Here is a 24424-nt window from a genome sequence, read left to right as displayed (position 1 = left end):
GGAATGACGGGGGCGAGTCAAACTAGAGTCCAGACGAGGTCATCAGCTGACCTATCGCACGCCTGCCGCCACGATTAAGGTAACTGCACGTGTCGATGGACGGGGAACCCCCAGTCAACGAGGACTCCGGAGCCGAGCCGGAGCCCGCCGCCACCGGGGACGCGGGGGACGAGGCGGCACAGGCCGCCGTGCCCGGCGCCCCCGGCGAGGCGACGGCGTTCCGGGCGGAGATCAGGGAGGCCCTCGCCGGGCTCGTGACGCGGCTCGACCGCGAGCACGAGCGGGCCGCGCACCGCGAGGCCGTCATCGACCGGCTGCACGAGGAGAACCAGCGGCTGCGGCGCGGCGAGCTGCAGTCGATGCTGGAGCCCGTCCGCACCGCGCTGTACCGGCTGCACGACCAGGCGCGCCGCGAGTCGGACCGGCTGTCGGCGCCCGGCCTCACCGACCCGCCCGACCCGCGGCGGACGGCGCTGCTGCTGACGGCCGTCGCCGACGATGTCGCGGACGCGCTGGCGCGGCTCGGCGTGGAGAGGTTCACGGTCGAGCCCGGCGCCCCCTACGACGCGTCCCGGCACCGTCCGGTCGCGGTCACGCCCGTCGCGGACCCGCTGCGGGACGGCACCGTCACCGCCGTCCAGTCCGACGGGTTCGAGCAGGGCGGGAAGGTGCTGCGCAAGGCCACCGTCAGCGTCGGGAAGCTCGACGGGAACGCGAACGGCACGGGGCCCGCCGTCAAGGCAGGGTCAAGTGGCCACGGCGAGGGGGGACGTGGCGACACGATGAACTCAGGACTCGGGACCGACAGGTGAGAGGGACATGGCTGTCTACGGGATCGACCTCGGAACCACGTACTCCTGCATTGCCTCCATCGACGATGTAGGGCGGCCAGCGGTCCTGCGGAACCTGGAGGGCACCGACACCACCCCGTCCGTCGTCTTCTTCGAAAGCGGCGAGAACGTCATCGTGGGCGCGACCGCGAAGGACACCGCGGTCCTGGAGCCCGACAACGTCGTCAGCCTGATCAAGCGGGACATGGGCCGGGACGTGACGCGTCCCGTCCACGGGATCGACTTCACCCCGGAGGAGGTGTCGGCGTTCATCCTGCTGAAGCTGGCGACGGACGCGCGCACCACGACCGGCGAGGACGCCCGCGACGTCGTCGTCACCGTCCCCGCCTACTTCGGCGCGGCCGAGCGCGACGCGACCCGCAAGGCGGGGCGGATCGCCGGGCTGAACGTCATCGACATCGTCTCCGAGCCGATCGCCGCCGCGATCACCTACGGCGTCCTGAACCCCGACACGGACCGGACCATCCTCGTCTACGACCTGGGCGGCGGAACGTTCGACACCACGGTCATCACGCTGCGCGGCGGCCACATCGAGGTCGTGTGCACCGACGGCGACCACGAGCTGGGCGGCGCCGACTGGGACGCGCGGCTCGTGGAGTACCTGGCCGAGCGGTTCCGCGCCGAGCATCCCGGCGCGGGCGACCCGCTCGACGACAAGCAGACCGAGCAGCAGCTCCGCCGCGACGCCGAGGACGCCAAGAAGGCGCTGACCACGCGCACGTCCCACACCGTCCGGGTGATGCACGACGGCCGGGTCGCGGCGGTCGAGGTGACGCGGGAGAAGCTGGAGGAACTGACCAAGGACCTCCTCGACCGCACCGTGGAGATCACCGGCCGGACGCTGGCGACCGCCGCGGAGAAGGGCGTGGACGACTACGACGACCTCGTCCTCGTCGGCGGGTCCACCAAGATGCCGGTCGTCGCGGCGCGGCTTGAGACCGAGCTGGGCCTCGCCCCCCGCCTGCAGGACCCCGACCTCGCCGTCGCGAAGGGCGCCGCCCTGTACGCGTTCGAGGAGACCTACCGGCGGCTCCTGCGGGAGGGCGCCGCCGAGCGCGCCGAGGAGATGGCGAACCGCGCGGGCCTGTCCGCCGAGCAGCAGAAGCAGATCGCCGGGCGGCAGATCAGGACGGTCGCCTCGCACGCGTTCGGGATCGTCGTCGTCGACCGGGAGACCGGCGCCGAGAACGTCGCGCACCTCGTGCACGCCAACGACGAGCTGCCCGCCGCCAAGACCGAGGACTTCTTCACCGTCTACGACGACCAGACCTCCGCCGACATCCGGGTGATGGAGCAGGCCGGCGTCGTGGAGTCCGCCGACCTGATCGACAACACCGAGATCGCGACCGGGGAGATCCGGGTCCCGCCGGGCAAGAAGGCGGGCTGGCCGATCGGCGTCACCTTCGAGCTCGACGCGTCCGGGCTGCTGAACGTCACGGCCGTGGAGAAGGAGACCGGCGAGAAGCTGGAGCTGAAGGTGGACGTGGGCGGGATGTCCGAGGAGGAGGTCGAGCGCTCCCGCAAGGCGCTCTCCCGGGTCCAGGTGAGCTGAGCGGCCGCCGGCTTGCGGGAGGCGCCCGTGGCGTTCGACGACGACTACCGGCGGGAGGTGCTGGAGCCCGCGCGGGCGGCGGGCGACCAGCCTCCCGAGGACCTGCGCGTCCGGTACGCGCTGGACGGCCCGGCGGCGGCGGACGTCGCGGCGCGGGTGAAGCAGGTCCGGCAGTGCTGGCGGCGGGCCCGCGGGCAGCTGAAGTACCGCAAGCTGATCGACCGGCTGGAGGCCGAGCACCGGGAGCTGGCCCCGCTGTTCGCCGCCGCCGAGCGCGGCGACCCGCGCCCGCTGGAGGCACGGCTGCGCGGCGGCCGGGAGCAGGCGCAGCGGCGCCTCGCGCAGGCCCGCGCCCGCCTCGCCGACGCGGCCGGGACGCTGCGGATGGCGGCGCCCGCCGAGGTCGAGGGCATCGCCCGCGCCGGCGGCGTGACCCGCGCCGAACTGGCGGAGCTGGCCGCCGCCGACGGCATCGAGATCCGCGAACCGGACCCGCTGCCGTCCGCCGCGCCCTACCCCGCGTACCGGAAGGTGCGCGAGTCGCTGGACGTCCTCGGCAAACGCCACCTCGCCGACTTCCTGTTCGGGCCGCGGCTGACCGGCCCGATCCGCCTGCTGGACGGCTTCGCCGCGCCCGGCGGGGCCCTGCGTCTCGACGACGAGGCCGTGGCGGCGGCCGGGGCCGGCTGGGCGCGCCGCAGCCGCGACACCAGCACCACCCACGCCGACACCGTCCTCGCCGCGCTCCGCTCGGACGCCGATCCGCACGCCCTGCTGCTGTTCGACGTGGTGGACCGGCTCCGGGAGCGGCTGCGGCAGCGGGCGTCCGAGCGGGCCCTGCTCCGGCACGCGGTCGAGGACCTCGGCATCGACCGGGCCGACGCGCGCCGCCTGGTGTTCGCGATCGTCCGCGAGACCGGGCCGGGCGGCGGCCTCCCGGGGCGGCTGCGCGCGCTGCTGGACGCGGGCGAGGTGTACGCCGCCGCCGAACTCGCCGACGCCGCGCGGATCCCGCACCCGTCCCCGCAGGGTGATCCGCCCGAGGAGGAGCTCCTCGCCGCCGAGGCCCGCCACCGCCTCGACACCGCCCTCCGGCTGCGCGAGGTCGCCACCGCCGAACCCGACCCGGACCGCGCCCATCGGCTCCTGTCCGACGCCCTCCGGCTCGTCCGCGACCTGCCCGGCGCCCGCAACCACCAGCGCCGGCTTCCGCCGCGCCCCGTCCCCGCCGCCCGCGCCGACGTCGACCGCGGCGCCGTGCGGCTGTCGTGGGAGCGGTCGCCGTCCACGGCGGGCGACATCGGCTACCACGTCGTGCGGCGGGCCGGGCGGGCGCCGCGGGACGCCCGGGACGGGGACGTCGTCGGCGGGGCGCTGGACGAGCGGCCGCCCGTCAACACGCCCCTGTTCTACGGGGTGTTCGCGGTCCGGGGCGAGGGTGTGGCGGCGCCGGCCGTGGTGGGGCCCGTCGTGGTGCGGCCCGAGCCCGGCGATGTCGCGCTGATCGCCGGGGACGGGCAGGTCACCGGGCGGTGGCGGTGCCCGGCGGAGGCGGCGCGGGTCGTCGTCCTGCGGGACGGCCGGACCGTTCCGGGCGGACGCGACGGATTCCGGGAACGGGTCCCGAACGGGCGCACCCATCACTACCTGATCCGCGCCGTCTACCTCGACGCGTCCGGGCGCGAGGTCATGACGGACGGGGTGCGGGCGTCGGTGACGCCGAGCGCCCCGCCGGAACCGGTGTTCGAGCTGAGCGCCGAGACCGACCCGTCCGATCCGGGGCTCGTGCGGACGCGCTTCGACCGGCCCGCGAACGGGGCGGTCGAGCTGGTGCTGTCGGACGGGCCGCCGCCGTGGCCGCGCAGCGCGCTCGTCCCGCTGGAGGAGGTGCGGGCGCGGACGCGGCGGCTGGCGTGCACGCCGGCCGGCGGCGGGCTGGCCGTCCGGCCGGAGGCCGGCGGGTGGCTGCTCGCGGTGACGGTGGCGGAGGGCACCGCCGCGATCGGCGCGTACCACCGGCATGTGAACCTGCCGCCGCCGCGCGGGCTGGTCGCCGAGCGCCGCGGCGCGTACGTGCACGTCGGGTTCGACTGGCCGCAGGACGTCACCGAGGTCGATCTGGTCTACCGGATCGGGGTCGCGCACCCCCCGGTCCGCTCCGCCCGGACGGTCACCCGCGCCGCCTACGACACGCAGGGCGGCATCCGCCTGCCGGTCCCCGAGGACGAGCCCGTCGAACTGTCGGTCGCGGCGGCCGGGACGGTGGGCGGCGCGCGGGTGACCGGGCCGCCGGTGACCGCCGGGGTCGCGGCGCGCACCATCGTCCGCTACGACGTGCTGCGGTCGGGGCCGCCGTGGCGGAGGTATCTGACGATCCGGCTCAGCTCGTCCCGTCCGCTGCGGGTGGCGCGGCTGTCGCTGGTGCTGCGCGCCGGGCGGGTCATGCCGCACCGCGCCGCCGACGGCGACACGCTCGGGGAGTGGGAGCAGGTGCCGGTGCCGGGCGAGCTGTCCTTGGCGGTGCCGGACGCGTCCGGGCCGTACTGGCTCCGCTGTTTCGCCGACGACGACGGCGTCGAGCTGAGCGATCCCCCTGTCCGCCGACTTCAGGTCACATGATGACGCGACCACTGGCCCGCGTGGGGATTCCCGGGGTGCCGTCCAGGCGGGAGATCACCTGCCCCTACTGCTTCGCGCCGGTGGCGCCGCAGCGGATCCTGTTCCGGTGCCGGGGGCAGGCGGGGCGGCGGCAGGGCTGCGCCCCGGTCCTCGACAGGGAGCTGGCCGAGTACACCGGGTCGACGGCGGGCGCGTCGCTGCCGCCGGTGTTCGCCGCGCCCGGCCGCAGGGGACGCGCGGACTGCCCCGGCTGCGGGCTGCCGACCGGCAACCGGGCCTGCCCGCACTGCCACAACCCGCTGCCGTCCGCCTACTGCGACTCGCCGGGCCGCATCGTCGCGCTGGTGGGGGCGAAGAACGCCGGGAAGAGCACCTACATCGCCGTCCTGCTGCACGAGCTGATGAACCGGGTCGGGACGGAGCTGGACGCCTCGCTCGTGGCGTGCGACGACCGGACGATCGAGCGGTACAAGCGCGACTTCGCGCGTCCGCTGCTGGAGGAGCGGCGGCTGCTGCCGACGACGGCCAGCGCCGCCACCGGGCCGCGCGAGCCGCTGGTGTACCTGCTCACGCGGACGCGCCGGGGGCGTTTCTCGCGTCCGCGCAACGACTCGCTGGCCCTGGTGCTGTTCGACACGGCGGGCGAGGACCTGCGCAGCAGGGAGGTCACCGACCTGCACCTGCGGTACCTGGAGGCCGCCGACGCGATCGTCTTCCTGGTCGATCCGCTGGAGCTGCCCGGCGCGCGGGCGGGCGTGCGCGACGCCGTCCCCGGGCCGCGCGCCGCCGGCGATGATCCGGACAGCGAGCCGCTGAACGTGATCGCGCGGGTGACGGAGGCGCTGCGGCAGCGGCACGGCACCCGGCCGGGCGAGCCGCTGCCGGTGCCGGTCGCGGTCGCGCTCACCAAGATCGATGTGCTGCGGCCGGCGCTGCTGCGGCAGTCGGCGCTGCACCGGTCGCGGTCCGGGCGGGGCGTCCTCGACCTGGACGACAGGGACGCGGTGGACGAGCAGGTCCGGGCGCTGCTGCACGACTGGCAGGCCGGGCAGCTCGACACCTATCTCGGCCAGCAGTACGCCGACCACGCGCTGTTCGGGCTGTCGGCGCTCGGCGGCGTCCCGGACCGGGGACGCGTCGGCGCGGGCGGCGTCCGCCCGTACCGGGCGGAGGATCCGCTGCTGTGGCTGCTGTACCGGTTCGGGATGCTCGACGGCGTCCGCCCGGGAGGTGGGTAGTGGCCTGGCAACTGCACTACACGTCCGCGCGGCGCGGGCCGACCGGCCGGGCCGGGTTCCAGTTCGTCGCGGAGACGCCCGGCCTGCCGGACGGGGTGCGGGCGGGGGTGACGCCGTATCTGGCGTATCGCCCGCCGCCGGACGCGCCCCTGTCGCCCGACGACCGCGAGCTGGCCCTGTTCCCCGTCTCGCTGCTGTACGACCGGGTGGACGGGCGCCCGCTGCTGCTGCGCTGCCGCTATCTCGGCCGCGACTATTCGGGCCGGTACGGCAACTTCTTCGCGCACGCGGTGGTGGCGGAGCCCGAAGAGCTGGAGGGGCTGCGTCCCGCCGAGCTCTGGCACGCCGCGCACTGGACGCCCTCGCCCGCGACCCGGTCCGTCCTCGATCCGCTGGACGAGCTGACCCCGGGCGCCGCGCTCGATCCCGAGGCCCTCGCCGCGTGGCTCGCCGTGTCCGGCCCGGGCGACCCGTACGCGCTGCTCGCCCAGCTGGTGGACGCGGTCGCGGGCGTGCTCGGCCGGGGGCACGGGCGCGTCGTGCTGGTCGCCGACGACGTCGAGCTGATCGCGCGCTGGATCGCGGTCGTGTCCTACTCGCTGCCGGTCGAGGCGGCGGCGCGGCTGTCGTTCGTCACCTACACCGCCGACCCGGACGGCGCCGCGCAGCGCCTCGTCGGCACGACGCCCGCGATCTGGGCCGCCGCGCAGCACCACGCCTCGCACGCGTCCGCGTTCGACCTGCACCGGGGCCCGGCGGGCGGGCGGGCGAGCCGCTTCGCGCGGACCGTCGCGGACTGCTGGCGCGCCGCCGACCTCGGCGGCCTCGACGCCCTCGGCGAGCTGGCGCCGCCGGACGATCCCGCGCGGGAGGGCGCCGCCGCGCTGCTCGCGCTGTGCCGGGGCGACGCGTCCGTCACGGCCGGGGAGGAGGGCGCGGCGGCGGCGCTGCTGGCACGGCGCGGGGCACGGATTCCCGAGTGGGTGTGGCGTGATCTCGTGCCGGCCGTCCCGTCCATGGGCCTGGACCTCGCGCTCGCCGTACACGCGCATGCTCCCGCCGGGCTGCGGGACGCGGTGCTGGACGGGGTGATCGCCGGGCCCGCCACGGACCCCGCGGTGCTCACGCCCGCGAACTGCGATCTGCTGTACAAGCATGCCGAGCGGCTGCGGGCCGTCCCCGCCGTCGCGGTCCCCGTGCTGGCGTCGGTCGGCCGGAGGCATCCGGGCCGGCGGATCGCCGTGACCGGTGAGCTGCTGCGGCTGGAGGGCGCCGACACCGCCTGCGACACCGCATCCGATATCGCCGGGGCGCTCCGCGAGGTGTGGGCGGCGCCGCCGTCCGCCGGCGAATGCGCCGACCTCCTGGACGCCCACGGGCCGCACCCGGCCCTGGCGGAGCTGCTGTCCCGCACGTTCACGCGGCTCGCCTTCCCCGGCGGCAAGGACCTCGCCGACACCGCGACGCTGCGGCTCGCCGAGCGGGTCCGCGCGATCATGCCGGACGGGCGCGCCGGACGCGACGCCGCCCTCGTCCAGGCGTACGGGAAGGCGATCACCGGGGGCCCGGCGCGGGCGGCGCGGGCGCTGGAGGAGATCGCAAGCCCGGGGGCCGCCACCCGGCAGCTCGCCGACGAGGCGTTCGCCGGCGCGGCCCGGCGGCTGCTCCGCCGCCCCCCGGCGTTCCGGGCGGAGCTGCTCGCGGCCGTGCCCGCGCCCCTGCGCGCCCGGCTCGGCGAGCGCTGGACCGCCGAGCTGCCCGGACGCGCCCGCGCCGGCCGCGCCCCGCTGCGCGGCGGCGAGATCGAGCAGCGCAACGACCTCGTCGAGGTCGTCCTGCGGCTGCGCAGACGCGGCGTCAGCGAACCGTCCCTGGAGGCGTGGGCGCGGGCGGCGGCCGGACGCTGGCTCGCGGCCAAGCAGCTCGACGCGCACCTGGCGGGCAGGCCCGAGCTGAGGGTCGTGCTCCAGGACCTCCTGGCCGGCGGCGAGGGGAGGTGAGCGCGTGCATCCGATCATCGTGCTGCTGCTGATGGCCGTGTGGCTGGGCGCCATGTGGCTCGGGTTCATGTACGTGTTCCCCGTGCTGTTCGCCGCGACGCTGGTCGTCGCGGGGGCCGCGGCCCTCGGCGTCTACTACCTGCACGCGTGCCGGACGCTCGCGCCGTCCAGCCTGGACGGCCCGTCGCCGGTCGCCGCGCCGGACGTCGCCTACCGGCACTACCTGCTCGGCCAGGTGTGGCGCGACTGGTGGACGATCAGCCGCACGGTCGTCCCGCAGGTGTACCGGACGGCCCGGAGCATCGTGCTGCGCCTGACCCGGACCCTCCTCGGCGGCCCGTGGGGGTTCTTCCTCTTCCCGGTCTGGCTGGCGCTGTGCGCGGGGATCGCCGCCGCCGCCGTGCCCGCCTCGGTGTTCGTGCTCGCGCTGACCGCCCTGTACGGGCTGGTCGCGGCGGTCGGGCTCGGCGCGTGGCTGGCGTGCGTGCTCGCCCTCGCGGCGGTGGAGCGCGGCTTCATGATGTACGGGCGGATTCTGCAGACCTGCCCGCATCCGTTCTGTTACGAGCGGATCGGCCTGCCCGAATACGAATGCCCGGGATGCGGGGCCCGGCACCGGCGGCTCACGCCCGGTTCGCGGGGCGCGTTCCGGAACGTGTGCCGGTGCGGGGCGCGGTTGCCGACGACCGTCCCGCTCGGACGTTTCCGGCTGGCCGCGTACTGCCCGCACTGCGGTGGGCGGCTGCCGGAGCGGATCGGGCGCGTCCGGGTGGAGCCGCTGCCGTTCGTGGGCGGCCCGGCGGCCGGCAAGACGACGTTCATGGTCCTCGGCATACGGGCCCTGCACGCGCGGGCCCGCGCCGTGCAGGGACGGCTCACGTTCGTCGAGCAGCGGCACGCGCAGGCGTACGCGGGCGCGATCCGCGAATTCCAGCGCGGCGGACGTCTCGCCAAGACCGGCCCGGAACTCCCCCTGGCGACCATGGTGGACGTCGAGCTGCCCGGCCGCGCGCGCCGCATCCTCTACCTGTTCGACCCCGCCGGTGAGCACTACACGGGCGCGACGGAGGTCGAGTCCCTGCGCTACCTGGACCACAGCGAGGCGCTGCTGTTCATCGTGGACCCGTTCGCGCTCCCCCACCTCCGCCACGCCCTGACGGGGGACGAACGCGAGTTCATCGACCACGCCGCCGTGTCCTCGGAGGAGGATCCCGCCGACACCCTGCAGCGGGTGCTGAACGCGCTGCGCTCCCGTCCCGACCAGGGGCGGCAGAAGCGCATCGCCGTCGTCGTCACCAAGACCGACCTGCTGACCCGCACGGAGATCGGCCGCTGCCTGGACGACGGCACCGATCTGCGCGAATGGCTCGGACACGTCGGGCTCGGCAACACCGTCCGCACGCTCGACCAGGTCGCCGCGCAGGTGCGCTACTTCGCCTCCGGCCTCACCACCGACCCCGCGGACGTCGCCGACCTGCTCGGCTGGGTGACCGGGCTCGGCCCCGCCGGGACGTCCGGCGCCGACCGGCCGCTCACCGATGCGCCCCAGGAGCCGCCCGGGACGGCGCCTTTGCGCGCCCCCTGGCCGGTGCGCGGCCGGGGCTCGGGCCGCGTCCCCGCCGGATACCAGATCGGGCGCTGGGCGGTGCTGTCGGGGGTGTCGGCCCTCACCGTCGCGACCGTCACCGGTGCCGTCGTCGCCGCGGCCGAGCGTTTCCCGTTCTGACGCCGCCGTGATCGCCGCCCCTCCTTCCATGGTTGCGTCACGGAACTGACGCCGCGTACGGTCGAGAGGTGATCGTTCGCATCGGCATGGCCCCCACCGCGTCCCCGCTCGGCCCGCAGACGCCGGCCGCCCTCGCGCTCGGGCTCGAACGCGAGGGGTTCGACTCGCTGTGGGTCTCCGAACGGGTCACCGGGCCCGCACTCGACCCGGTGGTCACGCTCGCCTACGCGGCGGCGCTGACCTCCCGGATCAAGATCGGCACCGCCGTGCTGACGCTGCCGGGCCGCTCCCCCGCCGTCCTCGCCGGGCAGCTCGCCTCGCTCGACGTGCTCTGCGGCGGGCGGCTGCTGCCCGCGTTCGGGCTCGGCCAGCGGCACGCCGGCGAGCAGCAGGCGTTCGGCGTGCGGCGGGAGGAACGGGCGGCGATCTTCGAGGAGGCGCTGCCGCTGCTGCGCCGCTTCTGGGCCGGGGAGGAGGTCACCCACGACGGGCCGCGGTTCCGCTACGAGGGGCTGCGCGTCCTGCCGCAACCGGCGGCGCGGGGGTTCGACGTGTGGATGGGCGGAACCTCCGAGGCCGAGCTGCGCCGCACCGGGCGGCTGGCGGACGGGTGGCTCGCCTCCTTCATCACCCCGGCGGAGGGGGAACGCGGGCGGGCCGCCGTCCAGGAGGCGGCGGCGGGCGCGGGACGCGAGATCGAGGAGGAGCACTTCGGCGCCGTCGTCCCCTACCGGCGCGGGCCGCTGTCCGCGCAGGCCCGGGACCGGTTCGACCGTGTCCGGCGGCGGGTCAGCGGGCCCGCTCCGCTCGACGACGTCGCCCCCGACCTGGACGGTCTGGAGGCGCATCTCAAGCGGCTCGTCGAGGCGGGGCTGTCGAAGTTCGTGCTGATGCCGCTGTCCCCGCCGGGCGACTGGGACGCCGAACTCGGCGACGTCCGCGACGCCGCCCTGCATCTGCAGGCGAGGCGCTAGCCGAGGGCGGCGAGGACGAAGCCGGCGACCTCGTCCGCGAGCCGCCCGGCGGTCTTCGGGCCGTCCGGCCGGTACCAGGACGGCATCTGGTTCACCATGCCGAGTGCGACGAGCGTGACGGTCTCGGCGGGCGTGGCGGTGCTGAACACGCCGTCCCGCAGGCCCTGCTCGATGAGGCCGCGGAACATCACGTGGTAGCGGCGGCGGTCGGCGCGGACCGAGCGCATCCGGGCGTCGTCCAGCCGGTGCATCTCGCGGGAGAAGACCTTCGCCTCGTCGATGTGCTCCGCCGTGCTGCGGATCAGCCCGGTCAGCACCGCGTGGACCGTCTCGCGCGGCGGCAGGCCGCGGGCGAGCACCGCGCCGAGGTCGGCGAGCTGCCGGGCGATCAGCGAGTGGTAGATCTCGTAGAGGAGATCGTGCTTGGAGTCGAAGTAGTGGTACAGGGCGCCCTTGGTGACCTCGGCCGCCGCGACGATCTCCTGCACGGACGTCCCGTCGAAGCCGCGTTCGGCGAACAGGCGGAGCGCGGCGTCCAGGATGCGCCGCTCGACCTCGCTCCGCCGGACGGGCGCCATCGGCTCCGGCCCTGGTCTCGATTCCGTGTCCGTCACCTGGGCACCTCCCATTGACGCGGGTGCGTTCCACGTCCCAGCTTGCCAGAAACCGACCGGTCGGTATGCACCCGTGGGGTGCGCGGAGGGAGAGCCGCGGCATCACCACGATCGCCGACCCGGCCGTGTGGGGCTCGGCCGCCACATCCCGCGCATCCAGCGGATCGCCGAGCAGGTCCCCGAGCTCAACATCATCGTCGCGACGGGCATCTACCCCTACAGCGACCTTCCGTTCCAGTTCCACTTCCGGGGCCCCGGCACGATGCTGGACGGCGGCCCCGACCCGATGATCGCCCACTTCACCCGCGACCTCACCGAGGGCATCGCCGGAACCGGCGTCAAGGCCGCGTTCCTCAAGTGCGCCATGGACGCCCCGGCGTCACCGGCGCGCAGCTCGACCAGATGCTGATCGAGAACCCCCGGCACTACTTCACCCGCTGACGCGGCGCGCCCCGGCGCCCCCTCCCCATCCGGCACTTTCTCCCATCTCGGACTATTCCCTGGGAATCGGGAATCATGGAAGGACCCTGGGGGGAGGAGGCGCCGTGGTGAGCGCGAGCCCTCGCGGCGCCCGTGCCGCGATTCTGATGCTCCTGGCCATGCCGGCGGCCCTCCTCGTCCCCGGCTGCCGGGTGCCGGACAGCGGCCGGCACGAGAACGTCCCGCCGCCCGTCACGACCCCCGCGACCGGGCACGCCAAGCCCAGCGGACGCCGGCCCGGCGTCGTCAACATCGAGACCGAGCAGCCCCTCGACGGAACCCGCGCCGCCGGGACGGGCATCGTGCTCACCGCGGCCGGGTTCGTGCTCACCAACAACCACGTCATCAGGGGCGCCACCACGATCAGGGGCACCGACACCGACAACCGCCGCACCTATCCGGCGGAGGTCGTCGGCTACGACCGGGCGGGCGACATCGCGGTGATCCGGTTGACCGGCGCGTCCGGGCTGAAGGCCGCCTCGTTCGCGTCCGTGGCCGGGGCCGGGGTCGGCGACCCGGTGACCGCCGTCGGCAACGCGGGCGGCAGGGGCGGGACGCCGGCCGTCGTCACCGGCGAGGTCACCGCGCTGGAGCAGTCCATCACCGCCCGCGACGACAGCACCGGCACGTCCGAGCGGCTCACCGGGCTGATCGAGACCAACGCGCCGATCAAGCCGGGCGACTCCGGCGGACCGCTGCTGAACACCGCCGGGAAGGTGATCGGCATCAACACCGCCGCGTCCGCCGGGCTCCCCACCAAGGGGACGAAGGAGGCGAAGTACCACCGCGGCTACGCCATCCCGTCCAACCGGGCGCTGGAGATCGCCCGGCGGATCCAGCGCGGCGAGGCGTCCTCGACCGTGCACATCGGCCCCACGGCCATGCTCGGCGTGAAGGTCCGCCCCAACGGCCGCTCCCCCGGCGCGCTGGTCGCCGAGATCGTGCCCGGCACCCCGGCCGAGGCCGCCGGCATCCCGGTCGGCGCCGCGATCATCGCCTTCGGCGACAGCGTGGTGGACAGCCCGTCCACCCTCACGACGCTGATGCTGTCACATCATCCGGGCGACACCGTCCGCGTCGAGTGGACGATCCCCCAGGGAACCCGGATGGCGACCACGCTCCGCCTGACGGAAGGCCCGCCCCAGTGAGCACGTGCGCGGGCGAAAGCGGGACGAGACGCAGTGGCCCGGCTGCTCAGGGCCTCCCGCCGGCGCCCCGCTCCGGCCGCCGGCCACGCCACGGGCGCGCCTGCTCGTAGGCGGCGCAGGCGGTCATGACCAGGGCGTCGGCGTGCCGGGCGCCGATGACCTGCAGGCCGATGGGCAGCCCGTCCGCGGTGAAGCCGCACGGCAGGCTCGCGGCGGGCTGCTGGGTCATGTTGAACGGGTAGGTGAACGGGGTCCAGCTCGTCCAGCGCGGGGACGGCGAGCCCGCCGGGACCTCCCGGCCGGCCTCGAACGCGGCGATCGGCATCGTCGGCGTCAGCAGCAGGTCGTACCGCTCGTGGAACAGGCCCATGACGCGGCCCAGCTCCATGCGGCGGGCGGTGGCGGCGAGGTAGTCGGCGGCCGAGTACCGCGCACCCTGCTCGCAGATCTCCCGAAGGCCCGGGTCGAGCCGCGTCCGAGCCTGCGCGGACAGGTGCTCGACGACCTTGGCGGCACCCGCGAACCAGAGGATCTCGAACTCCTCGACGGGGTCGCCGCCGAGCCCCGGATCGACCTGCTCGACCTTCGCGCCCAGTTCGGTGAACACCTCGGCGGCGGCCGCCACGGACGCCGCGACCTGCGGATCGACCTCCGCGAACCCGAGGTCGGGGCTGAACGCGACGCGCAGGCCGGTCAGCTCGTCCGGCCCGCCGCCGGTGAACGGGACGTCCGGCGGCGGCAGCGACGACCAGTCCCGGCCGTCGGCGCCGCACACCGCGTCCAGCAGCAGCGCCGCGTCCGCGACCGTGTTGGTCATCGGGCCGGTGTGCGCGAGCGTGCCGAACGGGCTCGCCGGGTAGTGCGGGACGCGGCCGTACGTCGGCTTGAGGGCGAACGTGCCGGTGAACGCGGCCGGGATGCGCACCGAGCCGCCGCCGTCGGTGCCGAGCGCGAGCGGCGCCATGCCCGCCGCGACGGCCGCCGCCGCGCCGCCGCTCGACCCGCCCGGCGTGCGGGAGGTGTCCCACGGGTTGCGGGTGACGCCGGTGAGCGGGCTGTCGGTGACGCCCTTCCACGCGAACTCGGGCGTGGTCGTCTTGCCGACGAACACCGCGCCCTGCTCGCGGAGCCGCGCCACCGCCGGCGCGTCCTCGTCCCACGGGCCCGCCGGGTCGGTGGTCGTGGAGCCGCGCAGCGTGGGCCAGCCGCGGGTGAGCAGGACGTCCTTGATGGAGACGGGCACGCCGTCCAGCGGGCCGAGCATCGCGCCGCGCCGCCACCGGTCGGCCGCGGCGCGCGCCATGTCGAGCGTCGTCTCCTCGTCGACGAGGCAGAACGCGTTGATGCCCGGGTCGTCCCGCGCGATCCGGGCGAGGACGGCCTCGGCGGCCTCGACCGGGGAGAGCGCCCCGGCCCCGTACTCCGCCAGCAGTTCGGTCGCGGTCAGGTCGGCCGCGTCGCTCATGACCGCCTCCTCTTGTCCATGGTCGATCCGACATAGCCGAGCCGCTTGTCCACGACGTTGCGCAGCGGGCGGCCGGACACGTAACGGCCGAGGTTGTCGGTGAACAGCCGGACGAGCTCGTCCCGCCAGCCGATCACGTCGCCGGACATGTGCGGGGAGACGACGACGTTCGGCATCTCCCACAGCGGCGAGGACGCCGGGAGCGGCTCGTCCTCGAAGACGTCGAGCGCGGCGCCCGCGATCCGGCCGTCGTGGAGCGCCTTGACGAGGTCGGGCTCGCACACCAGCGCACCGCGCCCCACGTTGATGAGCCGCGCGGACGGCCGCATCCGCGCCAGCGCGGCGGCGTCGATCATGCCGCGGGTCTGCGGGGTCAGCGGCGCGGCGAGCACCACGTAGTCGGCCTCGGCGAGCGCCTCGTCCAGCCGTTCCACCGGATGGACGGTGCCGAGGTCGGGGTCGGGGTCGCGGGCGGTGCGGCCGGCGCCGGCGACGGCGAGCCCGGCCGCGCCGAGGCGGCGGCCGATGGCGCGGCCGATCGGCCCGGTGCCGATGACGAGCGCGCGGGCGCCGGTGATCCGCTCGGTCTCGCGGTGCCGCCAGCGGCGCTCGCCCTGCAGCCGGAGGGTGGTGTGCAGGTCCTTGGCGAACGCCAGCACGAGCCCGAGGACGTACTCGGCGATCGGCTCGTCGAAGATCCCTCGCGAGTTGGTGACGATGGTGTCACCCTCGACCAGGGCGGGGAACAGCAGGCGGTCGACGCCGGCGCTCGCGATGTGCACCCAGTCCGGGCCCCCGCCCGGCGGCCACGCGCCCGCCAGCGCGTCCGACAGGAAGTCCCACATGAAGACCGCGTCGGCACCGGGAAGGGCCTCCGCCAGCTCCGTCTCCCGCACGTACCGGACACGCGCGAGCCGCTCCGCCTCCGCCATGCCGCGCGGATGGACGTCCCCGACGAGTACCACCACGTCAGGGGACCCACCGGGTCCGTGCTGGACAGGCTCCATCGGCGTCACTTCCGGGGTGTGCGGAGTTAGGTGAAGGCACCTCGGAGAGGCATTGACACGCTAGGAAGCGTTCGTAGGATTGTCAACAATCAGCGCGGTGCCCCGCGACCCCGGGTTCACCGCCCTGACCACGTGTGCTGCAAGACCGTCGCAACCGCTGCCCAGCAGGGCCAGGACGGATCCCAGAGCGCTCTAACGGAAAGAGTCCTTCGGGTGGCGACGCTCTCGCCCACCCCTGTCGCGGGGAGGCCCAGCATGCCCAAGCTCATGACCATCACTCTGGAACGTCGCGGCGTCTCATGCGTCGCGGAGCTACTGGAGAAGGACGCCCCGCGGACCTGCGAGGCGGTATGGCGCGCCCTGCCCCTCGGCGGCGAGGCGTACCACGCCAAGTACGCCCGCAACGAGGTGTACACGATGGTCGAACGGTTCTCCGAGGAAGAGGTCGGCCTGGAGAACCCCACCGTCACCCCCATCCCGGGCGACGTCGTCTACTTCTCCTTCCCCGGCGGGATGCTCGACCGGAAGTTCAAGGAGGAGAAGAACATCCACGCGCTGCCCGGCGTCATCGACCTCGCCATCTTCTACGGCCGCAACAACCTGCTGCTGAACGGGGACGTCGGCTGGGTCCCCGGCAACGTGTACGCGACGATCGTCGACGGGCTCGACCGGATGGCCGAGGCCTGCAACGACGTCTGGCGCTCCGGCGGTATCGGCGAGCGCCTCGTCTACAGCCGCGCCGAGTCCTAGAGCGGCGGGCACCCAGATGGCATTCGACCCCACGCTGGTCGTCGGCCCCGAACTCCTGGCCCAGCACGGTATCGGGGTGGTCGCGCCGTTCGACTTCGCCCTCGACCGCGAACTGTGGCGGTGGACGCCCGACGACGTGTCACTGTTCATGACCCGGCTCCCGTACGTCCCCGTCCCGGTCACCGTCGAGATGGCCGCCGCGCTGTCCGACCAGTCGATCGTCCGGCAGGCGACCCGGGACGTCCTCGCACCCGAGCCGCTCGCGGTCGCCTACGCGTGCGCGTCCGGCAGCTTCATCCGCGGCAAGGCGGGCGAGCTGGAGCTGCACCGGTCGATGCTGTCGGCCGGCGCACCGGTGTCCACGACGACCTCGGGCGCGCTCGTGGAGTCGCTCCGGCTGCTCAACGTCTCGCGCATCGCGGTCGTCACCCCCTACATCGACGCGGTCACCGACCGGCTCCTGTCGTTCCTCGGCGAGTACGGCATCGAGGTCGTGTCGTCGGTCGGGCTGGGGCTGCTCAGCCACATCTGGAAGGTCGGCTACGGCGAGATCGTGGCGGCGGTGTCCACGGTGGACGTCCCCGAGGCCGAGGCCGTGTTCATCAGCTGCACGAACGTGCCGACGTACGACATCATCGCGCCGCTGGAACAGATGATCTGCAAGCCGGTGCTCACCGCCAACCAGGTGACGATGTGCTCGGCGCTGCGCGCGATGGGCCGTACCGCGGCCGGTCCCGGGCAGTCGCTGGTGGAATTCGCCCCGTCCACGGCGGCTTGAAGGGAGCGGCGTCCATGATCCGCGAAGGTATGATCGCCCGCAACATGCGGCCGAACATGGTGAGCGCCGGGTTCCTGTACCCGGGCTACAGCGCCGAGGACGACTACCCCGCCATCGAGCGCGCCCTCGGCGAGGTCAGCCTGCCGGTCGTGCACACGCTCATGCGCGAGGACGCCCACCGCGTCGACGCGCTGCTGGACATCGGGGGCCCGGACGTCCTCGGCGAGGGTGCGCGCGCGCTGCGCGCCATGGGCGTCAAAGCCGCCGTCTGGGCCTGCACGAGCGGAAGCTTCGTGTTCGGCTGGGAGGGCGCCGCGCGGCAGGTCGCGGACGTCCAGGAGATCACGGGCGTGCCCGCGTCCAGCACGTCGTTCGCGTTCGTGCACGCGGCGCAGGAGCTCGGCGTGACCAGGGTCGCGGTCGCCGCGACCTATCCGGCCGACGTCGCCGCGCAGTTCGCCGGCTTCCTCGGCCACGCCGGCGTCGAGGTGGTGGCACTGTCCTGCCGGGGCATCGTCACCGCCGCCGAGGTCGGCACCCTCGGACGTGACGAGGTGCTCGCCTTCGTCGCGGCCAACGACCATCCGGACGCCGAGGCGGTGCTGGTGCCCGACACCGCGCTGCACACCGTGGCCTGGCTCGACGAACTCGAGGCGCTGGTCGGCAAGCCCGTGCTGACCGCCAACCAGGTGAGCGTGTGGGAGGGGCTGCGGCTCGCGTCCGGCCCCGGGGGGCTCCCTCCGCGCACCGGGCTGGGCCGGCTGTTCGCCGTGCCCGCCACCGTCTCCGCCGGTATCACCGGGCTGGGACGGCATACCTGGAAGCTATGAGGAAAGGGGCCTGCGGCATGGGCCGATTGGGTGAGCTGGAACCTGTCCCCCGCAAGTCGACCGTCGAGCTCGTCTCGGACGAGCTGCGTTCGGCGATCATGTACGGGTCGCTGGAGCCCGGTGCGCAGCTCGGCGAGGCCGAGCTGGCCGGGCGCCTCGGCATCAGCCGCGGGCCGCTGCGCGAGGCGATGCAGCGGCTCGTCCAGGAGGGGCTGCTGGTCAGCGAGCCGCACCGCGGGCTGTTCGTGATCACGCTGGACGAGGGGGACGTCGAGGACGTCTACCTCGCCCGGCTCGCGATCGAACGGGAGGCGTGCCGGCTGATCATGGCGCGGAACCGCGGTGAGGCGGTCGCCCGGCTCACCGAGGCCCTCGAAGCGCTGGTGGGTGCGGCGCGGCAGCGCGACCGGGTCGCGATGAGCGACGCCGACCAGGCGTTCCACGAGGTGCTGGTCAGCTCGTCCGGCAGCCCCCGGCTGGAGCGGATGGCGCACACCCTGCTGGTGGAGACGCGCATGTGCCTGAACGCGCTGCAGGACACCTATCCCGAGCCGTCCGACCTCGTGGAGGAGCACCGCCGGCTCGTCGACGCGATCGGCGACGGCGAGGAGGAGCGGCTGCTGGCGCTCATCGAGGAGCACATGACCGACTCCATCCAGCGGCTCCGCACCTCGCAGCCGTAGCGGGAACGCCCCTGGACACCCGGCCACCGGACACTTAGATTGCAGATTGTCGACAATCTACCGGAGGACGCATGGCTACGCTCTCACCCCTGCTCAAGCAGGCCACCCCCGTCCTGGCCGCCCGCGGCGAGGGCGTGTACCTCTACGGCACCGACGGCCGCCGGCACCTGGACTTCACCGCGGGCATCGGGGTCACGGGCACCGGCCACTGCCACCCGCGGGTGGTGGAGGCGGCGCGGGAGCAGGTAGGCACGCTGATCCACGGGCAGTACACGACCGTCATGCACGAGCCGCTGCTGCGGCTGGTCGACGCGCTCGGCGAGGTGCTGCCGGACGGCCTGGACTCGCTGTTCTTCCTCAACAGCGGCAGCGAGGCCGTCGAGGCGTCCATCCGGCTCGCCCGGCACGCGACCGGGCGGCAGAACATCGTCGTCTTCCACGGCTCGTTCCACGGCCGGACGATGGGCGCCGCCGCGCTCACCACGGCGGGCACGAAGTTCCGCGCGGGCATCGGCCCGCTGATGCCCGGCGCCGCCATCGCACCGTTCCCGCAGTCCTACCGGTACGGGTGGGACGAGGAGGAGGCGACCCGGTTCGCGCTGCGCGAGCTGGACTACCTGCTGGTCACCGCGAGCCCGGCGTCCGACACGGCCGCGTTCGTCGTCGAGCCCGTCCTCGGCGAGGGCGGCTACATCCCGGCGCCGCCCGCGTTCCTGGAGGGGCTGCGCGAACGCGCCGACCGGCACGGCATCCTGCTGATCGCAGACGAGGTGCAGACCGGGTTCGGGCGGACCGGCCGGTTCTGGGGGCACGAGCACGCGGCCGTGCGCCCGGACGTCCTGATCACGGCGAAGGGGCTGGCCAGCGGGTTCCCGCTGTCGGCGATCGCGGCGCCCACCGCGCTGATGGAGAAGGCCCGGCCGGGCTCGCAGGGCGGCACGTACGGGGGTAACGCGGTCGCGTGCGCCGCCGCGCTCGCCACGCTCCAGGTCATCGCCGAGGAGGACCTCGTCGGCAACGCCGCCCGGCAGGGCGCGCGGCTGCACGACGGGCTCCGCAAGGTCGCCGCCGACCATCCGGGGATCGGCGACGTGCGCGGGCTCGGGCTGATGCAGGCCAGCGAGTTCACCACGCCGGACGGGGAGCCGGACGCCGCCACCGCGCAGCGGGCGCACAAGGCGGCGGTCGAACACGGGCTCCTGCTGCTGACCTGCGGAGCGTACGGCAACGTCGTCCGGATGATCCCGCCGCTGATCGTCACCGGGGAGCAGATCGACGACGCCCTCGGGCTCTGGGCGCGGGCCGTGGCGGACGCGACCGGCTGACCCCGGGAAAAGCGGCGCCCGGCGGGGTCCGCCGGGCGCCCTGGGGCTCATGCCTGGGCTACGGCGCCCTCCTTCAGGAGGGTCTCGGCGTCGTCGAAGCCCAGGTCGTCCAGGACGGCGCGGGTCTGGCCGCCGGGAAGGGCGGGGACGCCGTCGGTCGCGGTGGCGGTGCGCGAGAAGCGGGGCGCCGGGGCGGGCTGGCGGTGGCCCGCGAGGTCGGGGAAGACGTCGCGGGCCGTGTTGTAGGGGTGCTCGGCGGCCTCGGTCAGGGACAGGACGGGGGCCACGCAGGCGTCGCTCGGGACGAAGATCTCCGCCCATTCGTCACGGGTCTTCGTGCGGAAGACCGCGGCGAAGCGCTCGCGGAGGGCCGGCCAGCCGGCGCGGTCGTGCTGGTGCGGGAGGTCCTCGCCGTCGAGGCCGAGGAGGCGGAGGAACTCGGCGTAGAACTGGGACTCGATGGCGCCGACGGCCATGTGGCGGCCGTCGGAGGTCTCGTAGACGTCGTACCAGGGGGCACCGGTGTCGAGCATGTTGACGCCGCGGCGGTCCTCCCAGAGCCCGCCCGCGAGGAAGGCGTGGATGAAGGTCGACAGGTGCGCGGTGCCGTCCACGATGGCGGCGTCGACGACCTGGCCGCGTCCGCTCGTCCTGGCTTCGAGGAGGGCGGACAGGACCCCGACGATCAGGTACATGCTGCCGCCGGCGAAGTCGCCGAGGAGGTTCATCGGGACCTGCGGCGGGCCGCCGGCGCGGCCGATCGCGTGCAGGGCGCCGGTGACGGCGATGTAGCCGACGTCGTGGCCGGCGGTGTGGGAGAGCGGGCCCTGCTGCCCCCAGCCGGTCATCCGGCCGTAGACCAGGCGCGGGTTGCGGGCGAGGCAGTCGTCCGGGCCGATGCCGAGGCGTTCGGTGACGCCGGGCCGGAACCCTTCGAGGAGGACGTCGGACCTGTCCACCAGGCGGAGCACGACCTCGCGGCCCCGCTCGTTCTTCAGGTCGATGGCGATCGACCGCTTGCCCCGGTTGGTGAAGTCGGTGCCGCCGGTCCGCTCGCCGTCCCGGACGGCGGAGGCGCGGTCGACGCGGATCACGTCGGCGCCGAGGTCGGCCAGCAGCATCGCGGCGAACGGGCCCGGCCCGATCCCGGCCAGCTCGATCACCCGTACTCCGGACAGCGGCCCCTTGCCCATCTGCGACTCCCTGAATCTTGTTCGGTCTCCCCCAGTGTGCACCATTCGGGTAAGCGTTCGCTGACGCGGGTTCCGGTCAGCGGGCGGTCAGGGTGACCGGTGCCTGCGGGGTGCCGGTGCCGACGAGCAGGCCGTTCCAGCTCGTCGAGCGGCGGAGGCCGGCCGCGTGCGGGACGCGGCCGTGTCCGGCCGCCGCCAAGTAGTACCAGCGGCCGGACGGGGCGCGCCACCAGGTCCCGCTGACCGGGCGGCCGGGGTCGCAGGCGCCGGTCGGCCGGGCCTCCCCGCCGAGGAGCGCCGCCTGGGCGCCGGTGCCGCCGGCGGCGTAGGTCAGGCGGGTGCAGACCCACTCGGCGGACGTCCCGCCGTACGGCAGCTCACCGGACCAGAAGCCGGACGCCGTCGCCTCCGACACCGGCTTCGCCGGATCGGCCGCCGCGCAGGCCAGCCGGTCCCAGATCCCGCGGCCCCGCGGCCCGAGGCGAGCCGGCCGCCCGGTGCCGTCCGGGCGGTCCTCGGGCAGCCGGTAGGCGAGGGCGGTGGCGCGCGGCCCGCCGAGGTCGCCGAACGTCCGGGAGCCGAGGTGGAACAGCGGGCCCCGGCCGCATCCGGTGCGGGCGCGGGCGGGCGCGGTCACCCCGCCGGACACGGCGAGCGGCCGGCCGGTGAGGGTCTCGGGCCCGGTGTCCCAGGGGGCGAGGAGGTAGCGTCCGCCGCCGAGGGCGATCGGGGCGGACGGGTCGGTGCCGGCGGCGGCGACGTCCAGCCGGCCGGGCGTGTAGCGGGCCAGCAGGCCGCCGCTCCGCATGACGGCGAGGGGCGTTCCGTCGAGGCGGCCCGCGTAGAGGAGCCGGGCGGTGCCCCGCGCGGCGCGCCGGTCCCCGGTCGCGGCCGACCAGGCACCGGCGGCGCGGCGGGTGAACGCCCGGTCGCCGGCGAGGTCGCCGCGCGCGGGCCAGGCGTCGAGGGTGCGGGCGCCGCGCGTCCAGGCGTCCGGGGCGGCCGCGACCAGCCGCAGGGAGTGCGCGGACGCCTCCCGCGGGCCGCCGCCCCCGGTCGCGACCACCGCGGCGACGAGCCCGCCGGTCAGCACGACGACGGCCGCGAGCGGCAGCACCGACCGGTTGCGGACGGGGCGCAGCGCCTCCGGCCCGAACCGGTCGGCGCCGCGCGGCGCGGGCACCTGGACGGCCTCGGCGGCGCGGATCGCCGACCACGGGGCGCGCACCCCGAGCTCGATCAGCTGGTCGCGGATCTCGTAGCGGGGCAGCCCCTCGATGCGGCCGAGCACGTAGGCGGCGCGGACGTGCGGGGCGAGCCGGGACAGCACCGTGGTGAGCGCGGGGTCGGGCAGCTGCGCGGGCAGTGCGCGCAGCCAGGGGCCGAGGCCGATCTGGAGCCGGCGGGAGGGGCGCAGCGCCCGGCGCAGCACGCGGGTCCGCCGCCGGGCGCGCCCGGCGGCGGAGCGGTCGCGGGTGCCGCGCGCGGTGCCGTCCACGATCCGGCGGGCGATCGCCAGCCGGTGGACGCGCTTCCCCCGGCCCGGCAGAACAAAATACGCCATTCGGACAAGGTCCGCATAAGCCGAATCGGTCGGCGGCGTTTCCGGCCGCGCCTTCGTCAGGACATCGTCGGTCACGGGGGGCCACTCCCTCTGGGCCGTTCCATCGTCGCGGAACCCGAGGGTAGGGCGCGGCGGTCCGCCGCCGGCCGGACTTGGGACAACGATTAACCAGCCGAATAGAAATGTCATTGCATTTCCGTATATGTCACTTGGCCGGGGGCGGGAGCCCGCGGGTCGGCGCGAGAGGTCACGCCTGATTCGTCCCCGTACTACGCTGTTGACCTTCCGGGGAACGGTCCCGCGCCGCGCGGCGCCGGACGTTCGCGCCCCGCCGCACCCCGGGCGAGACGAGTGAGGAAAGGCATCCCCGGACCCATGACCGAGGACGTCCCGGGCTACCGGGTGCTGGAGCAGATCGGCGAGGGCGGCTTCAGCGTCGTCTACCGCGCGCACCAGGAGCGCCTCGACCGGACGGTCGCGCTCAAGGTCCTGTCGGTCGGCACGGTGGACGCCGCGGCGATGCGCCGCTTCCAGCGCGAATGCAAGATCACCGGACGGCTCTCCGGGCATCCCAACATCGTGACCGTGCTGGACACCGGCACCACCCGCGCCGGCCGTCCCTACATCGCCATGGAGTACTTCGAGCACGGCGCGCTCACCGACCGGCTCGCGAAGGAGGGGCCGCTGCCGGTCGCGGACGTGCTGCGGATCGGGGTGAAGACGGCGGGCGCGCTCGCCGCCACGCACGAGACCGACGTCCTGCACCGGGACGTCAAGCCGCAGAACGTGCTGCTGTCGCGGTACGGGGAGCCCGCGCTCGCCGACTTCGGCATCGCCCGCCTGGTCGACTCCTTCGACGCCACGCACACCCAGGCGTTCACCCCGCACCACGCGGCGCCCGAGGTGCTGGAGGGCCGGCCGCCCGGCATCGGCGCCGACATCTACTCGCTCGGCTCGACGCTCTACCAGTTGCTCGCCGGGCAGCCGGCGTTCAAGGGCCCGCCCGGTGAGGGCATCGCGCTGCTGATGCTGCGGATCCTGCACGACCCGCCGCCGCCGATCCCCCGGCCGGACGTGCCGAAGCCGGTCGCGGACGTCATCGGGCGCGCGATGGCCAAGACGCCCGAGCAGCGTTACACGACCGCCGTGGAGTTCGCGCAGGCGCTTCAGCGGGCGCAGGCGGAACTCGGCCTGCCGGTCACGGACGTGGCGTACAGCGGCAGCGCGGTGACACCGGGCCCGGCGCCCGGCCTGCCGGGGCCGCCGCTCGTCCCGGAGTGGGCGCCCACCACCAGCGACCCGCGGGCGAGCGGCTCCACCACGAACGGCTCTCCCACGGGCGGCTCTCCCACGGGCGGCTTCGCCGCGGGCGGCGCACCCGGCGTGACGGGTCCGACGACACCGCACCCGAGCCCGCCCGGACCTCTCCCCGGCCGGCCGCAGGACGGGCCGCGCCGGGGGCTGATCGTCGCGGCCGGCGTCGCGCTCGTCGGCGGGCTGGTGCTCGGCATCGGGGCCCTCGCGCTGGCGGGCGGCGGCGATCCGGGGAAGCGGGCCGGCGGCTCGCCGGCCCCGACCGCCCCGCAGGGCCAGGTCACGCAGGCGCCGCAGCCCGTGACGGCCGCGC

20 protein-coding genes are annotated in these 24424 nt (G+C 74.9%); 15 read left to right on the top strand and 5 right to left on the bottom strand.

What is annotated here, in order from left to right:
* The first annotated feature begins 95 nt into the window (after positions 1 to 95).
* The 7 genes from AF1_RS17805 to AF1_RS17775 all read left to right on the top strand — a co-directional run bounded on the left by AF1_RS17805 (position 96) and on the right by AF1_RS17775 (position 10960).
* On the top strand, positions 96 to 812 hold the full coding sequence (locus tag AF1_RS17805) for a nucleotide exchange factor GrpE (protein ID WP_084263053.1): 717 nt from the start codon (positions 96 to 98) through the stop codon (positions 810 to 812).
* A 7-nt stretch (positions 813 to 819) separates the two neighbouring features.
* Positions 820 to 2403, top strand: a complete 1584-nt coding sequence (locus AF1_RS17800) for an Hsp70 family protein (RefSeq protein ID WP_067800024.1) — start codon at positions 820 to 822, stop codon at positions 2401 to 2403.
* A 27-nt stretch (positions 2404 to 2430) separates the two neighbouring features.
* On the top strand, positions 2431 to 5022 hold the full coding sequence (locus tag AF1_RS17795) for a hypothetical protein (RefSeq protein WP_067800021.1): 2592 nt from the start codon (positions 2431 to 2433) through the stop codon (positions 5020 to 5022).
* The gene (locus AF1_RS17790; protein WP_067800018.1) at positions 5022 to 6260 is read left to right on the top strand and encodes a TRAFAC clade GTPase domain-containing protein; all 1239 of its coding nucleotides are present in this window, start codon (positions 5022 to 5024) and stop codon (positions 6258 to 6260) included. Before AF1_RS17795 ends, AF1_RS17790 begins: the two co-directional genes overlap by 1 nt.
* Positions 6260 to 8260 carry a GAP1-N2 domain-containing protein gene (locus tag AF1_RS17785; protein WP_067800015.1) on the top strand — a complete coding sequence of 667 codons (2001 nt, stop codon included), beginning with the start codon at positions 6260 to 6262 and terminating at the stop codon, positions 8258 to 8260. Before AF1_RS17790 ends, AF1_RS17785 begins: the two co-directional genes overlap by 1 nt.
* Positions 8261 to 8264: 4 nt before the next feature.
* On the top strand, positions 8265 to 9986 hold the full coding sequence (locus AF1_RS17780) for a TRAFAC clade GTPase domain-containing protein (RefSeq protein WP_067800011.1): 1722 nt from the start codon (positions 8265 to 8267) through the stop codon (positions 9984 to 9986).
* 68 nt (positions 9987 to 10054) lie between these two features.
* The gene (locus AF1_RS17775; protein ID WP_067800008.1) at positions 10055 to 10960 is read left to right on the top strand and encodes an LLM class flavin-dependent oxidoreductase; all 906 of its coding nucleotides are present in this window, start codon (positions 10055 to 10057) and stop codon (positions 10958 to 10960) included.
* On the opposite strand, the gene AF1_RS17770 is transcribed toward AF1_RS17775, so the two are convergent.
* Positions 10957 to 11574 (bottom strand): TetR/AcrR family transcriptional regulator, encoded by a 618-nt coding sequence (locus tag AF1_RS17770; protein WP_242609042.1) that lies wholly within the window; start codon positions 11572 to 11574, stop codon positions 10957 to 10959. The two genes, AF1_RS17775 and AF1_RS17770, sit on opposite strands and share 4 nt — an antisense overlap.
* A gap of 127 nt (positions 11575 to 11701) precedes the next feature.
* On the opposite strand from AF1_RS17770, the gene AF1_RS17765 reads away from it, so the two are divergent.
* Both AF1_RS17765 and AF1_RS17760 read left to right on the top strand, forming a co-directional pair.
* Positions 11702 to 11983, top strand: coding sequence for a phosphotriesterase family protein (locus AF1_RS17765; RefSeq protein WP_067800000.1), 282 nt, complete (start codon positions 11702 to 11704; stop codon positions 11981 to 11983).
* A 139-nt stretch (positions 11984 to 12122) separates the two neighbouring features.
* Positions 12123 to 13202 carry a S1C family serine protease gene (locus AF1_RS17760; protein WP_242609043.1) on the top strand — a complete coding sequence of 360 codons (1080 nt, stop codon included), beginning with the start codon at positions 12123 to 12125 and terminating at the stop codon, positions 13200 to 13202.
* Positions 13203 to 13248: 46 nt separating this feature from the next.
* Here the strand turns inward: AF1_RS17760 and AF1_RS17755 are convergent, their stop codons facing one another.
* On the bottom strand, positions 13249 to 14667 hold the full coding sequence (locus AF1_RS17755; RefSeq protein WP_067799996.1) for an amidase: 1419 nt from the start codon (positions 14665 to 14667) through the stop codon (positions 13249 to 13251).
* On the bottom strand, positions 14664 to 15674 hold the full coding sequence (locus AF1_RS17750; protein WP_084263052.1) for a D-2-hydroxyacid dehydrogenase: 1011 nt from the start codon (positions 15672 to 15674) through the stop codon (positions 14664 to 14666). The genes AF1_RS17755 and AF1_RS17750 overlap by 4 nt, the downstream gene beginning before the upstream one ends.
* A gap of 267 nt (positions 15675 to 15941) precedes the next feature.
* Here AF1_RS17750 and AF1_RS17745 point away from each other — a divergent pair, with 267 nt between their 5' ends.
* From AF1_RS17745 to AF1_RS17725, 5 genes are all read left to right on the top strand, one after another.
* Complete coding sequence (locus AF1_RS17745; protein WP_207394231.1) at positions 15942 to 16424, top strand: DUF3830 family protein; 483 nt, start codon at positions 15942 to 15944, stop codon at positions 16422 to 16424.
* A gap of 16 nt (positions 16425 to 16440) precedes the next feature.
* Entirely contained in the window at positions 16441 to 17202 is a 762-nt protein-coding gene (locus tag AF1_RS17740; protein WP_067799990.1) for a maleate cis-trans isomerase family protein, read from the top strand.
* Positions 17203 to 17258: 56 nt separating this feature from the next.
* Complete coding sequence (locus AF1_RS17735) at positions 17259 to 18032, top strand: maleate cis-trans isomerase family protein (RefSeq protein WP_067800052.1); 774 nt, start codon at positions 17259 to 17261, stop codon at positions 18030 to 18032.
* A gap of 17 nt (positions 18033 to 18049) precedes the next feature.
* On the top strand, positions 18050 to 18715 hold the full coding sequence (locus AF1_RS17730) for a GntR family transcriptional regulator (protein WP_067799987.1): 666 nt from the start codon (positions 18050 to 18052) through the stop codon (positions 18713 to 18715).
* A 71-nt stretch (positions 18716 to 18786) separates the two neighbouring features.
* Complete coding sequence (locus tag AF1_RS17725) at positions 18787 to 20040, top strand: aspartate aminotransferase family protein (RefSeq protein ID WP_067799986.1); 1254 nt, start codon at positions 18787 to 18789, stop codon at positions 20038 to 20040.
* A gap of 47 nt (positions 20041 to 20087) precedes the next feature.
* On the opposite strand, the gene AF1_RS17720 is transcribed toward AF1_RS17725, so the two are convergent.
* Positions 20088 to 21233, bottom strand: a complete 1146-nt coding sequence (locus AF1_RS17720; protein WP_067799983.1) for a CaiB/BaiF CoA transferase family protein — start codon at positions 21231 to 21233, stop codon at positions 20088 to 20090.
* Positions 21234 to 21309: 76 nt separating this feature from the next.
* A complete protein-coding gene (locus AF1_RS17715; RefSeq protein WP_067799981.1) occupies positions 21310 to 22797 on the bottom strand; it encodes a hypothetical protein in 1488 nt (495 codons plus the stop codon).
* Positions 22798 to 23172: 375 nt separating this feature from the next.
* Here AF1_RS17715 and AF1_RS17710 point away from each other — a divergent pair.
* Positions 23173 to 24424 (top strand): serine/threonine-protein kinase (locus AF1_RS17710; RefSeq protein ID WP_157419222.1); only part of this gene is annotated, 1252 nt, incomplete at its 3' end.

The organism is Actinomadura formosensis NBRC 14204 (assembly GCF_001552155.1).
In the GTDB taxonomy this organism is placed as follows: domain Bacteria; phylum Actinomycetota; class Actinomycetes; order Streptosporangiales; family Streptosporangiaceae; genus Spirillospora; species Spirillospora formosensis.
The sequence above is the reverse complement of the archived record's forward strand: the minus strand, read 5'-3'. Positions and strand labels throughout refer to the sequence as shown.

Excerpts from the sequence above, each read along its gene's own strand:
- AF1_RS17800 (WP_067800024.1), top strand. The coding sequence starts at position 820 with ATGGCTGTCTACGGGATCGACCTCGGAACCACGTACTCCTGCATTGCC.
- AF1_RS17790 (WP_067800018.1), top strand. The coding sequence starts at position 5,022 with ATGACGCGACCACTGGCCCGCGTGGGGATTCCCGGGGTGCCGTCCAGG.
- AF1_RS17740 (WP_067799990.1), top strand. The coding sequence starts at position 16,441 with ATGGCATTCGACCCCACGCTGGTCGTCGGCCCCGAACTCCTGGCCCAG.
- AF1_RS17720 (WP_067799983.1), bottom strand. The coding sequence starts at position 21,233 with ATGGGCAAGGGGCCGCTGTCCGGAGTACGGGTGATCGAGCTGGCCGGG.
- AF1_RS17755 (WP_067799996.1), bottom strand. The coding sequence starts at position 14,667 with ATGAGCGACGCGGCCGACCTGACCGCGACCGAACTGCTGGCGGAGTAC.
- AF1_RS17750 (WP_084263052.1), bottom strand. The coding sequence starts at position 15,674 with ATGGAGCCTGTCCAGCACGGACCCGGTGGGTCCCCTGACGTGGTGGTA.
- AF1_RS17730 (WP_067799987.1), top strand. The coding sequence starts at position 18,050 with ATGGGCCGATTGGGTGAGCTGGAACCTGTCCCCCGCAAGTCGACCGTC.
- AF1_RS17735 (WP_067800052.1), top strand. The coding sequence starts at position 17,259 with ATGGTGAGCGCCGGGTTCCTGTACCCGGGCTACAGCGCCGAGGACGAC.
- AF1_RS17725 (WP_067799986.1), top strand. The coding sequence starts at position 18,787 with ATGGCTACGCTCTCACCCCTGCTCAAGCAGGCCACCCCCGTCCTGGCC.
- AF1_RS17805 (WP_084263053.1), top strand. The coding sequence starts at position 96 with ATGGACGGGGAACCCCCAGTCAACGAGGACTCCGGAGCCGAGCCGGAG.
- AF1_RS17745 (WP_207394231.1), top strand. The coding sequence starts at position 15,942 with ATGACCATCACTCTGGAACGTCGCGGCGTCTCATGCGTCGCGGAGCTA.
- AF1_RS17715 (WP_067799981.1), bottom strand. The coding sequence starts at position 22,797 with ATGGCGTATTTTGTTCTGCCGGGCCGGGGGAAGCGCGTCCACCGGCTG.